The sequence below is a fragment of the Methyloceanibacter sp. genome (genome assembly GCF_050728395.1).
Taxonomy (GTDB): Bacteria; Pseudomonadota; Alphaproteobacteria; order Rhizobiales; family Methyloligellaceae; genus Methyloceanibacter.
In genome coordinates this window covers 18,183-30,695 of sequence record NZ_JBOHJB010000037.1, presented here as the reverse complement: position 1 = coordinate 30,695, position 12,513 = coordinate 18,183, and the positions used below count along the sequence as shown (strand labels likewise).

Annotated in this window: 13 protein-coding genes and 3 tRNA genes; 6 read left to right on the top strand and 10 right to left on the bottom strand. The window is 63.8% G+C overall.

The features are described from left to right. Positions 1 to 66: 66 nt before the first annotated feature. The 5 genes from ACREC7_RS08680 (at position 67) to ACREC7_RS08660 (ending at position 4,383) form a co-directional block, all read left to right on the top strand. Positions 67 to 705 carry a FecR family protein gene (locus ACREC7_RS08680; RefSeq protein ID WP_431555282.1) on the top strand — a complete coding sequence of 213 codons (639 nt, stop codon included), beginning with the start codon at positions 67 to 69 and terminating at the stop codon, positions 703 to 705. Between the two features lie 126 nt (positions 706 to 831). Further along, positions 832 to 1,866 (top strand): cysteine synthase A, encoded by a 1,035-nt coding sequence (locus tag ACREC7_RS08675; protein WP_431555281.1) that lies wholly within the window; start codon positions 832 to 834, stop codon positions 1,864 to 1,866. A gap of 13 nt (positions 1,867 to 1,879) precedes the next feature. Beyond that, positions 1,880 to 2,734: a 3-mercaptopyruvate sulfurtransferase gene (gene sseA / locus ACREC7_RS08670; RefSeq protein WP_431555280.1), complete on the top strand. Its 855-nt coding sequence runs from the start codon at positions 1,880 to 1,882 to the stop codon at positions 2,732 to 2,734. Positions 2,735 to 2,772: 38 nt separating this feature from the next. Then, positions 2,773 to 3,948 (top strand): cystathionine beta-lyase, encoded by a 1,176-nt coding sequence (gene metC, locus ACREC7_RS08665; RefSeq protein ID WP_431555279.1) that lies wholly within the window; start codon positions 2,773 to 2,775, stop codon positions 3,946 to 3,948. Between the two features lie 48 nt (positions 3,949 to 3,996). Further along, entirely contained in the window at positions 3,997 to 4,383 is a 387-nt protein-coding gene (locus tag ACREC7_RS08660) for a hypothetical protein (RefSeq protein WP_431555278.1), read from the top strand. Here the strand turns inward: ACREC7_RS08660 and ACREC7_RS08655 are convergent. From ACREC7_RS08655 to ACREC7_RS08630, 6 genes are all read right to left on the bottom strand, one after another. Beyond that, on the bottom strand, positions 4,362 to 5,276 hold the full coding sequence (locus tag ACREC7_RS08655; protein WP_431555277.1) for a dimethylarginine dimethylaminohydrolase family protein: 915 nt from the start codon (positions 5,274 to 5,276) through the stop codon (positions 4,362 to 4,364). The two genes, ACREC7_RS08660 and ACREC7_RS08655, sit on opposite strands and share 22 nt — an antisense overlap. A 121-nt stretch (positions 5,277 to 5,397) precedes the next feature. Next, positions 5,398 to 5,473, bottom strand: a tRNA-Arg gene (locus tag ACREC7_RS08650). A 212-nt stretch (positions 5,474 to 5,685) separates the two neighbouring features. Then, complete coding sequence (locus ACREC7_RS08645) at positions 5,686 to 5,991, bottom strand: ETC complex I subunit (RefSeq protein ID WP_431555276.1); 306 nt, start codon at positions 5,989 to 5,991, stop codon at positions 5,686 to 5,688. A 28-nt stretch (positions 5,992 to 6,019) separates the two neighbouring features. Further along, positions 6,020 to 6,096: transfer RNA gene (locus tag ACREC7_RS08640), tRNA-Pro, on the bottom strand. A gap of 77 nt (positions 6,097 to 6,173) precedes the next feature. Then, on the bottom strand, positions 6,174 to 6,632 hold the full coding sequence (locus ACREC7_RS08635; protein WP_431555275.1) for a DUF192 domain-containing protein: 459 nt from the start codon (positions 6,630 to 6,632) through the stop codon (positions 6,174 to 6,176). A 20-nt stretch (positions 6,633 to 6,652) separates the two neighbouring features. Further along, positions 6,653 to 7,228 carry a cold-shock protein gene (locus ACREC7_RS08630; RefSeq protein WP_431555274.1) on the bottom strand — a complete coding sequence of 192 codons (576 nt, stop codon included), beginning with the start codon at positions 7,226 to 7,228 and terminating at the stop codon, positions 6,653 to 6,655. Between the two features lie 479 nt (positions 7,229 to 7,707). Here ACREC7_RS08630 and ACREC7_RS08625 point away from each other — a divergent pair, with 479 nt between their 5' ends. Beyond that, positions 7,708 to 8,133: a VOC family protein gene (locus tag ACREC7_RS08625; RefSeq protein WP_431555273.1), complete on the top strand. Its 426-nt coding sequence runs from the start codon at positions 7,708 to 7,710 to the stop codon at positions 8,131 to 8,133. A 63-nt stretch (positions 8,134 to 8,196) separates the two neighbouring features. Here the strand turns inward: ACREC7_RS08625 and ACREC7_RS08620 are convergent, their stop codons facing one another. The 4 genes from ACREC7_RS08620 to glpX all read right to left on the bottom strand — a co-directional run bounded on the left by ACREC7_RS08620 (position 8,197) and on the right by glpX (position 12,504). Beyond that, entirely contained in the window at positions 8,197 to 8,532 is a 336-nt protein-coding gene (locus ACREC7_RS08620; protein WP_431555272.1) for a hypothetical protein, read from the bottom strand. 203 nt (positions 8,533 to 8,735) lie between these two features. Beyond that, a tRNA-Glu gene (locus tag ACREC7_RS08615) sits at positions 8,736 to 8,810 on the bottom strand. Between the two features lie 811 nt (positions 8,811 to 9,621). Continuing rightward, positions 9,622 to 11,448 carry a single-stranded-DNA-specific exonuclease RecJ gene (recJ, locus tag ACREC7_RS08610; protein WP_431555271.1) on the bottom strand — a complete coding sequence of 609 codons (1,827 nt, stop codon included), beginning with the start codon at positions 11,446 to 11,448 and terminating at the stop codon, positions 9,622 to 9,624. A gap of 66 nt (positions 11,449 to 11,514) precedes the next feature. Next, positions 11,515 to 12,504 (bottom strand): class II fructose-bisphosphatase, encoded by a 990-nt coding sequence (glpX, locus tag ACREC7_RS08605; RefSeq protein WP_431555270.1) that lies wholly within the window; start codon positions 12,502 to 12,504, stop codon positions 11,515 to 11,517. Positions 12,505 to 12,513: the final 9 nt, after the last annotated feature.

Genomic DNA, 12,513 nt, shown 5'->3' with positions numbered 1-12,513 from the left:
CGAAGCCTCTGTTCGGCTATGATGGGTCTCCGCCGATGGACGGTTTCGTTGTAACGGAGAGCCGCCATGCATGCTCCGAAAGGGCGTTTGCGCCTATTTGCCGTTCTGTTCCTTGTTGGCCTCCCCCTCGCTGCCAACGCGGCCGATGATCCCGCGACGGTCGGCGCGGTCGACAGGGTGGAGAATGAGGCCAAAATCGTTGCCGGCGATACTGTCACGCCTGCGGTGATCGGGACGCCCGTTCATGTCCGGGACGAGCTTCGCACCGGGCCCGAAGGGCGCCTCAGGGTCACCTTCCGTGATGATACGGTGCTGACGCTTGGGGAGAAGGCGAGCGTCGTCATCGACCGCTATGTCTATGACCCTGACCAAAATGTCGGTGAGACGCTGATTCAGACGACCAAGGGCGCCTTTCTCTTCGCTTCGGGCCGCATCAAAGGGCTGAAACAGCACTCGATCGCCGTCTCGACGCCGTTCGCCGATATCGGCGTGCGCGGTACGCAGTTCTGGGGCGGACCGCTCGACAAATTTGGGGTGCTCGTGCTCGAGGGCGAAATCACGGTGTCCAATCAGGCCGGCAGCGTGGCGTTGTCAGGGGCGGGGCAAGGCACGGACATCCCCACTCCGCTCGATCCGCCTGGCCCGGCGAAGCCCTGGAGCGAAGAGAAGATCGCCCGCGCTGTCGCCACCGTGGCGTTGCATTAGGGATTTGACCGCAATCTTGGCAAAAGCCTTGCACCGAAGCGCTGGAGGCGGAAAATCCGGCACCTTGCGGGGCCGCGGCCGGCTCTTTAGGTTGCCGCCTCGACCGGAGAAAATTTGGACCTTCCCGTGCATTACCGTGACGGCATCATCGAGGCGATCGGCAACACCCCGCTGATCAAGCTCAAGCGCGCCTCGGAGGAGACCGGCTGCTTGATCCTCGGCAAGGCCGAATTCATGAACCCTGGCCAGTCGGTGAAGGACCGCGCCGCTCTCTTCATCATCCGCGACGCGCTCAACTCCGGACGGCTTCAGTCAGGCGGCACTGTGGTGGAAGGCACGGCCGGAAATACCGGCATCGGGCTTGCCCTTGTCGGCAATGCGCTCGGGCTGAAGACGGTCATCGTCATCCCCGAGACGCAGTCCGACGAGAAGAAGGACATGCTCAGGCTTGCCGGCGCCGAGCTGATCGAGGTCCCTGCGGTCCCTTACAAGGACCCGAACAATTACGTGAAATATTCCGGGCGCCTCGCCGAGCAGCTTGCCGCGACCGCGCCGCATGGCGCCATCTGGGCAAACCAGTTCGACAATGTCGCCAACCGCCAGGGTCATATCGAGACCACCGCGGCCGAGATCTGGGCCGATACGCAAGGCAAGGTCGACGGCTTCATCTGCGCCGTGGGCACCGGCGGCACGCTCGCCGGCGTCTCCATGGGATTGAAGGCGAAGAACAAGGACATCACCATCGGCCTCGCCGATCCCATGGGTGCGGCGCTCTACAATTATTACAAGCACGGCGAGCTCAAGTCGGAAGGAAGCTCGATCACCGAAGGCATCGGCCAGGGCCGCATCACCGCCAATCTCGAAGGTGCGGTGATCGACGAGGCCTATCAGATCCGAGACGCCGAGGCGCTGCCGGTCCTGTTCAACCTGCTCAGCGAGGAAGGGCTGTGCCTTGGCGGTTCGAGCGGCATCAACGTGGCCGGCGCCATTCGCCTTGCCCGCGACATGGGTTCCGGTCATACGATCGTCACGGTCCTCGCCGATTACGGCACCCGCTACCAAAGCAGACTGTTCAATCCGACGTTCCTGCGTGAGAAGGGTCTGCCGGTTCCCGCTTGGCTTGATCGCCGCGCACCGGCGACCCCCGCCGTGTTCGTCTAGGCTAGGATTGGAAATGACCGAACGCTCGAAGTCGTGGTTGACCGAGACCGACGCGCTCGCGGCCGAGCTCGACGCGCCCGACATCGTCATCATCGATGCCTCCTGGCACATGCCGGGTGACGGCAAGAACGCGCGGGCCGAATATCTCGATGAGCACATCCCCGGCGCCATCTTCTTCGATATCGACGAGATCGCCGACACCAAGAGCAAGCTTCCCCATATGCTGCCGCCGCCGGAGAAATTCTCATCGCGCATGCGCGGCATGGGGATCGGCGACGGGTCGAGGATCGTGGTCTACGATTCGGCGGGAATTTACAGCGCCGCGCGAGTGTGGTGGACGTTCCGCGTCATGGGCGTTGAGGATGTGACCGTGCTGAACGGCGGCCTGCCGAAATGGAAGCGCGAGGGCCTGAAGCTGGAAAGCGGCGAGCCAAGGCTCCGCAGCGCGCGGCACTTCACCTCGCGGCGCAACGCCGATCTCGTGCGCGACGTCTCCGATATGAAAGCGCTGATCAAGGACGGCTCGGCGGAGATCGTCGACGCCCGCTCGGGCGAAAGATTTTCCGGACGCGCGCAAGAGCCGCGTGCCGGGCTTCGCTCAGGCCACATTCCCGGCGCCCATAACCTTCCCTACGCGCGGCTACTCAGGCAGGACGGCACGCTCAAGAGCGCCGCCCAGATCGAGGCGCTGTTCAGCGAGGCCGGCGTCGATCTTAGCAAGCCGGTGGTGGCAAGCTGCGGCTCGGGCATCACGGCGAGCGTGCTGGCGCTGGCGCTCGCCGAGATCGGCCATCGCCGCGCGGCGGTCTATGATGGGTCCTGGTCCGAGTGGGGCGCCGATCAATCCCTCCCCATCGAGACGGGATAGACACCGCCGATGCCTGCGCGCATCTTGCGGTGACGGTCATGAGCAAACGGTCACCAGGTCAAAAACCCCACACGCGGCTGGCGCATGCCGGGCGTGAGCCGCAGCGCTTCCATGGCTTCGTCAATCCGCCGATCTATCGCGGCTCTACCATCCTGTTTCCAACCGCCGCGGCGCTCGAAGCCAACGAGCAGGAATTCACTTATGGACGGCTCGGCACGCCCACGGTGAGAGCGCTCGAGGAGGCGATCGCCGAGCTCGAAGGCGGTCACGCCACGCGGCTGACGCCGTCAGGGCTCTCGGCCATCGCCGCCACCTTCCTCGCGCTGCTCTCGGCGGGAGACCATCTGCTGGTCACCGACGCCGTCTATCGGCCGACGCGCCGCTTCTGCGACCAGGTGCTGGCACGCCTCGGCGTCGAGATTACCTATTACGATCCGCTGGCCGGCGCGGGCATCAAGGACCTCATTAAGCCGAACACCAAGGTCATCTTCGCCGAGTCGCCCGGCTCTCAGACCTTCGAGGTGCAGGACATTCCGGCCATCGCCGAGGCGGCGCACGCAGCCGGCGCCGTGGTCGTCTTGGACAATACCTGGGCGACGCCGCTCTTCTTCAAATCCTTCGCTCACGGAGCTGATGTGTCGATCCAGGCGGCGACCAAATATATCGTCGGCCATGCCGACGCCATGCTCGGCGCCATCACGGCGAGCGAGGCCATCTGGCCCGCGATCGCCCGCACTCACGAGGAGCTTGGCCTCTGCGTCGGCCCAGAGGACGCCTATCTCGGCTTGCGCGGGCTTCGGAGCCTCGGCGTGCGGCTTGCCCGTCACCAGGCCTCGGCTGTTGCCCTTGCCGAATGGCTCAAGAGCCGGCCTGAGGTGGCCCGCGTCATTCATCCCGCCCTTCCCTCCGATTCCGGCCACGCGATCTGGAAACGCGACTTCACCGGCTCTTCCGGTTTATTCGCCATCGTGCTCAAGCCTGCATCGAAAGACGCGGTGGCGGCGATGCTCGACGGGCTCGACCTGTTCGGCATGGGCTATAGCTGGGGCGGTTTCGAGAGCCTCATCATCCCGTTCGACCCGTCGGCCTATCGCACCGCGACGGAATGGCAGGCCGAAGGCCCAGCGCTCCGCCTACATGTTGGGCTTGAGGATCTCGACGACCTCAAAGCCGACCTGGAAGCCGGTTTTGCCCGCCTGACGACAAATTCTTAAGCATCAAATCGCATTCTTGAGCGGATTCGCCGGGGGAAAGCGCGACCGATGATGCGTGTTTGGCCATTTCTGATGCTTTTGCTGGCGGGATGTGCCGCGGAGCCTGCCGCGCAGGCTACGGGTTCGGTCGAGGTCTATCAGCGGGTGAGCCTCGCGCCCCAGCAAGCGCAACTCGTCTACTCCGGCGTGCAGCGGGTGTTGAGCGATCCCGCCTCTGCCCAGTTTGGCCAGATCTTCGCCGGCAGGAAGCCTGACGGCACGGTCTATGTCTGCGGTTCGGTCAATGCCCGCACGAGCTCAGGGGCCTTGACCGGCGATCAGCCCTTCTATGGGACGCTGGATCAGCGCGCGTTCACCCCGATCAAGATCGGCGGCACCGAAGAGCAGTCCCGGGCGATCCAGGCCTATTGCCGTCAGACATTGGCTCTGGGGTAGCTCTCTCCGCCGCTCTTCTCTTCCGAGCGGTGGTCGAGCCTGAGCGTGAGACAGCAGGCAGAGCCGCCGCTGCGCAAGAAGGCCCCAAGCGGTGTGGTCAGCACCGTGAAGCCGCGCTCTTCGACCTTGTGCCGGAAGGCGTCGGTGCACGACGACAGCACCAGGCAGTGATCGAACGATACGGCATTGGCTGAGAATTGTGCAGCTTCGTCGTGATCGAGCGCGACGCGATGAGCGGGCTCGACCCGCTCCTCGATCGCACGCAGCGCTTCTTCGGTGAACGCGCTCGGATAGTAGGTCACGTCGCCCGTGGGCAGAGCGCAGAACGCCGTGTCGAGGTGATAGAAGCTCGCGCTCGCCAATTCGAGCGCCACGCATTCGACGCCGAATTGATCGGCGACGACATCCGAAGCGGCACGGTCGGAGCGTTGACCACACCCCATCCAGAACTGGCGGCGGTGCGCATCCCAAATGCAGTCGCCGGCGCCCTCGAGCACGATGTTCCCTGGCAGCTCCTCGACCTCGGCGAGGTGGGCTTGCGCCTGCAGCGCATCGAAGGTGCCGGCGAAGACGGGCTCCTCGCGCTTCCGCTCAGGATGGCGGAACCGCGACAGAAGCGCCTTGCCGTCGAGCACGATGGCGGCGTTGGCCGTGAACACGAGGTCGGGAAGGTCTGGCTTAGGATCGACGAACTCGATTGAAGCGCCTTTGTCGATAAGCGTGTCGTGGAAGGCGCCCCATTGCCGATCAGCCATTCCCCACAGGTCGCGCTCGGCGCTCGCCCAGTCTTGCGGGTCCATCCACGGATTGATGCTGTAGCTGACCGCGTAATATTGCGGGCGGCACATCAGGAAGCGCGGCCGCGCTCCTCCATTGGTCGGTTGGCCCCTCACCCGCCCCCCATTCGCGCGAATGACGCGCAAATCTAGCGCGGGAGGCGCGCTGAAGCTAGGCGCTCGGCCAGTGTGGCGGATGCTCATCCAAAGGAATCTGACGCTGAACCAGCGGATATGATGGCGGTCCCGGAAGGATTCGAACCTTCAACCCTCTGCTTAGAAGGCAGATGCTCTATCCCTTGAGCTACGGGACCGCGCTCGCCAAGCGCCACGGACTTATAGTCTGATTGGTTGAAAAAGTACCGTCACCGCTCACCACCCAACCGTCATGGCCGGGCTTGTCCCGGCCATCCACCTCTCTGGTCGTCATTCCGGCGTACGCCGGAATCCAGCGGCGCGAAACGCGCCAAAGAGAAAATGGACCCCGGCTTTCGCCGGGGTGACGTCCGAGGAATACCGCGGAGCCCTAATGCGTCCAGCGGTCGAGGCGGCCGAATTTGAAATTGTCGGCATAGGCCTTCGGCTTGATCTCAGTTTTTTGCGGCTCGTCGATACGAAAGGCGATGCCGTGGCGCGTGGCGTAGGCCACCGCCTCCTCCAGCGTCGCGAACTGCATGCGCACTTGCGATCTCGTGTCGTCGGAGCTCGTCCAGCCCATCAGCGGCTCGATCTCGCGCGGGGATGCCGGCTCGTAATCGAGCACCCATTCGCGCGTGCCGGCGCCGCCCTGCTGCATGGCGGTCTTGGCTGGCTTGTAGATGCGGGCAACCATATCGTTCTCGTCCTTCACTGAGCGAAGATGGTCGGGGCAGCAAGATTCGAACTTGCGACCCCCTGCTCCCAAAGCAGGTGCGCTACCAGACTGCGCTATGCCCCGATCGGCCGCTCCGCCTTCAGCACATACATAGTTCGCGAGGATGCGGCAAGCCAGGGGCTTTCGCAGCGACGCCAGGCTTAAGGCTTAGGCGCCCCGTTGAGGCCGGGATAGACGACCTCGTCTCCGGCTTTCAGCCCGATGGTGGCGGCGGTACCCGCGTTCAGCTCGAGCACGCCCTGCACGGCGCCTTCAGAGGAGATGATTTGGGTGGAGAAGGGCTCGGTGCGGCTTTCGATCCGATGCACTTTGCCGTCGGTGCCGATGAAGACCATGTCGAGGGGGATGAAGGTATTCCGCATCCACATGGTGAGCGGTTGCGGCTTCTCGTAGAGGAACAGCATGCCGGCATCGGCCGGAAGCGCGCGGCGGTACATGAGACCGAGTGCGCGCTCGGCCGGCGTGGTGGCAAGCTCGATGGTGAAGCTGTGCGGCCCCGAGTCCGTCTTGAGCACAAGCGTCCCGTTGCCGGCGGCGATGGCGCCTGGCGGCAGAAGCAAGGTCAGTGCGACGCTCGCACCGGCCGCCAGGCGTCCCAATCGTCCGATGTGTTCCAGGATCAGTGAGAGGACGGACCCGTCATGCTGTCCGGTTTGAGCTCCGCCGCCATCAGTCCTTTCGGACCGCGGCCATAGCGCACCAGCACGGTCTGTCCGGGGCGGAGTTCGGTGAAGCCGAACCGCCGCAAGGTTTCCATGTGCACGAAAATGTCCAAGGTCTGCGGGCCGCGGGTCAGGAACCCAAAACCGCGCAGGCGATTGAACCATTTCACCATGGCGCTTTCCCAATCGCTTTCCGGAGTCACCGCAACATGCGTCCGTTGCGGCAACTGCGACGGGTGGACCGCCGTCGAATCGTCCATCGCTCGGATGCGAAAGGCCTGCAGCCCCTTGGGCCGCTTCAGCACCTCGCATACCACCCGGGCGCCTTCGTAGGCCGTCTGGAATCCATCCCGCCTGAGACACGTCACGTGAAGTAAAATGTCTGGAAGATGATCTTCGTCTGGAACAATGAAACCATAACCCTTGGACGCGTCGAACCACTTGATCGATCCCGAGACCTCAAAGACATCAACTGTGGCTTCCTCGTCGCGTTGGGTAAGGCCTTCAATATGTGGCGGTTCTTTCGCCCCCATGCCGCATTCCCCCCGCTTCACTTCTGAGCCCGGCGTGATACTCGACCCCACTCGAATCACCCGGCAGGCGCTCGTTCAAAACATAGCATCGCCGCCTAACGCCGCCAGTGGAATTTTCCGCGCAGTTTGGCCTTCTCCACAGTCCGGCCGGGACTTCGCCATATGTCGGCGACAAGACCCGCAAGCGGCTGAGCGGAAAGCGATTCTTGTGCGATTCGCAGGCTGTTGCGAACAACTGCCGGGGGTTGCGCGCCAAGCGGCGACGAATCGGGCAAGCGTCTCTACCATCGAGCAAATTTTCGCTTTCCGGCTACGTAACGCGTGCCGGTACAGAACCTGTGGACCCCGTGCAACAATGGCTCGCGAATCCGCATCGAAAGTTGTGAACAGCGCGCAAGCTCGTCACCCGCTTGTCACGGCATGCATCTTGGCGCTAGGGGTGACGGAGCATTCCGACAGGAGCCGGCCAGAGGTTTGTCATGAAGTATCTCCACACCATGGTGCGCGTCAGCGACGTCGACCGCTCGCTCGATTTCTACTGCAACAAGCTCGGCTTCAGAGAGGTGCGGCGCATGGAGAGTCCGCAAGGGCGCTTCACGCTGTTCTACCTCGCCGCCCCCGGTGACGACGACGAAAATGCGCAGCTCGAGCTCACCCATAATTGGGATCCGGAGCCCTATGGCGACGGCCGGAATTTCGGTCATCTCGCCTACGAAGTCGACGATATCTACGCGACCTGCGAGAGGCTGATGAAGAAAGGCGTCACCATCAACCGCCCGCCGCGGGACGGCCACATGGCCTTCATCCGCTCGCCCGACAACATCTCCATCGAGCTGTTGCAGAAGGGCAAGCCGCTGCCGAAGCAGGAGCCCTGGGCTTCGATGCAAAATACCGGGAAGTGGTAGACATAAAGAGAACCGGCCGAACTGATGTTCAACCGGCTCTCTTTGCGAAAAGCCAATTGGAGGCTACGGGCAGTACCAGACCGGGCCGACGATGATGCAGCCGAGAGCCTGCCAGTTGTAGGGCCGATAGTTATAGCGGTGACCCCAATAGCGGTTGTGGTAATAGTACCTGCCACCGCCGTGTTTATAATTGTAGTTCCTGTTGTAGTTGTAGTTGTAGTGCTTGTTGTAGTTCTTGTTGTAGTTCTTGCCGCCACCATGCCCATACCCATGGCCAACCTGGATAAGGTCGGATGAGTCGAGCGGCGGAAGCGGAGCGGTTGTCGAGACCGGCAACGCCCAGGCTGCCGTAGCGGCCGCGAGCGATAATGCGGCTGCCGTCAAAATTGGCTTGATCATCAGTGAATTCCCCTTGCTTGAGGGCCACCGTTCCATCGACGCTTGTATCACGATCGGGGAGAAGGGCGGCGTCACGACAGATACGCCGGACCCACACGCAGTGCAGAATTCCGACGGGAATGAACATAAAAACCTAGAACCTTAACTTCAAGTTCCGCGGAGGCCGCTCTGCCGCGAATGAGGTAAACGTCCGCTAAATCAAATGGTGCCCCCTAGGAGGATCGAACTCCTGTTTTCAGGTTGAAAACCTGACGTCCTGACCATTAGACGAAGGGGGCTTGGCAAGCATGCAAAGCCTGTCAGCCTCGCGGCTCATATAGAAAGCTTTGCTGGCGCGGGCAAGCTAGCGAGAGCCTGGGGCTTCAGTCGCATCCTCGATGATGAGCTCGACCCCATCCCGGCCGTTCCAGGTGTCGCGGCGGAGATGCCCGGCGCTTGCTCCGGTTCTTGTTTTCTCTGGGGCTGACTCTCGACTTTGATTTATCAATCTACGATGGCGGATGTTGGCATCTTCCCTGAACACACTGTAGATGCTCCCCGCATCCCACATGTTTCTTGACGCCGCCGCCAAACGTCACCTCTCCGCACCGTTGACCAACACCAGGCTGCGAGCCGCCGCCACCGCTCTGCCCACCGCCTGATTGGGCAGGACGCGTGCAGATGCCACCTCTACAAAGGGGCCGACTGTTCGGACAATCGACGTCGAAGTTGCAGCGCAGTTGCCTGCATTCCTTGAGGAATGGAATCCACGACGGTTGGCATACTGTGAACCTTGAGCACTGGGCGCTTGTTGAGCACCACGTCGCAACAGCCGGCCGCGCACCAAGTAATATCGACAGCAGCGCTGCGATCGTTAACACCCTCACCGCAGTAGAAAAGTGGCAAGAGCTGTTTTGCATAGCTGAGGATACTTGTACTGTTTGGCGCAGTAAGTTGTCAAACCAGACCGCCAGGACTGCTTTCAGGTTGAAAACCTGACGTCCTGGCCACTAGACAAAAGGGGCTTGGCAGGCATGCAAGGCCGGTCAGCCTCGCGGCTCATATAGAAGGCTTTGCTGGCGCGTAGAAAGCTTTGCTGGCGTGGGCAAGCTAGCGAGAGCCCGAAGCGTCGGCGGCATCCTCGATGATGAGCTCGACCCCATCCCGGCCGTTCCAGGTGTCGCGGCGGAGATGGCCGGCAACATGCAGCTTGATGCCTTCAGCCTTGAGCAGCAGCTTGGCGAGTGGCGTATCGCCGACGCGGAAGGCCACAGCCTCGAGCCGCGCGCCGTTTGCGGCGGAGAGCGTGCAGCGCACGTGCTGATCATTGATGATACGGACCCGCGACAGGCGATGGGCGGGAAACGCAAAGCGCGGCTCCGGGTGGCCTGCGCCGTAGGGTCCTGCCCGCTCGAGCAGCTCCATGAATTCGGTGTTGGCGCCTGCTGCAGACAGTGCGCCGTCGATGGGAAGAGGCCGCGAGGCGGTGGCCGCGGCCACTGAGAGCGCTAGGCGCTCGTCGAGGAGGGCCAGCATGTCGTCCTCGCGCCGCCGGTCGAGCTTGAAGCCTGCGGCCATGGCGTGTCCGCCGCCACTGGCGAGGAGACCGTCATGCACGGCGTCCCTGATCACCCGGCCAAGATCGACGGTGGCAATCGAGCGCGCCGACCCGGTGCCCTGACCGTCAGGCTCCCAGGCAGAGACAAAGGTTGGCAGGTTGAACCGCTCGGCGATCCGCCCGGCGACGAGACCGAGCAGGCCCTTGTGCCAGCCCTCGGCGCCGAGCCAGATGAAGGGACGCCCCGCATCGAGTAGACGCTCGGCAGCCACGAAGGCTTCGCCGAGCATGCGCTCCTCGATCGCCTTGCGCTCGGCGTTGAGCGCTTCGAGCTTGCCAGCGATGGCACGCGCCTCGCTCTCGTCGTCGCAAGCGAGCAGCTTGGCGCCGAGGCCAGACGCCCCGACCCTGCCGCCGGCATTGATGCGCGGGCCGAGAATGAAGCCGAGCGTGTAGCAGGTCGGTGCCGATTCGATGCGGGCGCTGTCGGCGAGCGCGCGCAATCCGGCATTATGCCTGAGCCGCAAGATCTGCAGCCCTTTGGCCACGAGCGCGCGGTTCACGCCTTTGAGCGGGACCACGTCGCACACGGTGGCGAGCGCCACGAGGTCGAGCAGGCCGAGCAGGTCCGGCTCGGCGCCGGCGCGATAATAGCCATCGCGCCGCAGGACACGCGCCGTGGCGACGAGGAAGAGAAACACGACGCCAGCCGCCGCGAGATGGCCCTGGCCCGAGAGATCGTCCTGCCGGTTGGGGTTCAGCACCGCGAAAGCAGGCGGAAGCTCCTCATCGGCCTGGTGATGGTCGACAACAATGATTTCGGCGCCGCATCTGTTGGCGGCCTCGATGGCGGGGCGAGCGGCGGTGCCGCAATCGACGGTGATGATGAGCCTTGCCCCCTCTTCGGCAAGCCCGGCGAGCGAGGCAGGCGTCGGGCCGTAGCCTTCGCTGAGGCGGTCGGGGATATAGGTTGCCGCCTCCTGCCCGTGGGCGCGCAGGAAGCGCTGGATGAGCGCCACCGAGGCTGCGCCATCGACATCGTAATCGCCAAAAATGGCGATGGGCTCGCGCGCGGCGATGGCGCGTGCGAAGCGCATCGCCGCCAGGTCCATGTCCTGCAAGCTTGCCGGGTCGGGCAGGAGGTGACGGAGCGAGGGATCGAGAAAGTGGGAGAGCGTCGCCGCATCGGCGCCACGGGCGGCGAGTAGACGCCCGATCAGCTCCGGCAGGCCATGGGCCTGCGCGATGGCCATGGCGGTTGCGGCGCGCGAGGGATCGAGGCGCTCGATCCAACGCAAGCCGCGCACCGACCGCTCCACGCCGAGAAAGGCGGAAGGGGACTCGTGGTCCAACGTCTTGTAGCTGAGGGCCGCGGTCACGCTGAAAGTACCTGCCAAACTGGTCAGGCGCTTAGCCTACCCTGATTCGTTTCGCTGCCCGCACGCTCAGTCGCGGGCGCCCACGTCGCGATATTCGGTCCTGATCCAGCGCACGGTGCCCGTTCGCGCCCGCATGACCACGGAATGGGTGAATATCGTGTTCCGGCTCAGGCGCACGCCTTCCAGGAGCGAGCCGTCGGTGATGCCGGTCGCGGCGAAGATGACGTCGCCAGCGGCCATGTCGCGCATCGTGTATTTGCGCCCGAGGTCGACGATGCCGGCGGCGCGGGCGCGTTCGCGCTGAGGGGCATTGGTAGCGATGAGCCGGCCCTGTATCTGGCCACCGATGCAGCACAGCGCCGCAGCGGCGAGCACGCCCTCAGGCGCGCCGCCCACGCCCATATAGATGTCGATGCCGGTGTCCTGCGGCTCGGTGGTGTGGATCACCCCGGCGATATCGCCGTCGCCGATCAGCCGCACCGCGGCACCAGCGGCGCGCACGTCCTCGATCAGCTTTCCATGACGCGGGCGGTCGAGAATGCAGGCGGTGATCTCGGTCACCGGCACGCCCTTGGCCTTGGCGAGAGCGTTCAGATTGTCGGCGGGCGAAGCGTCGAGATCGACCAGGTCTTGCGCGTAACCTGGTCCGATGGCGATCTTGTCCATATAAAGGGTCGGCACCTTCAACAGGCTGCCGCGCTCGGCGATGGCCATGACGGCGAGCGCATTGGGGAGCGCCTTGGCGGCAAGCGTCGAGCCTTCCACGGGATCCACCGCGATATCGACCTCAAGCCCCGAGCTGGCGCCGGCGCCGACCGTCTCGCCAATATAAAGCAGCGGCGCCTCGCTCTCCTCCCCCTCGCCAACGACTATGACGCCTTGGATGGGAAGCCCCGCGAGCTCGCGGTACATGGCGCTGATGGCGGCAGCATCGGCAGCGGCCTCGTCGCCCCGCCCGCGCAAGCGCGCGGCGGCGATCGCGGTTGCCTCCGTCACCCTGACGATTTCAAGGCCGAGGACGCGATCGAGCTTATGGCTCTCTTGAGCGTTTGCCACCTCGGATCC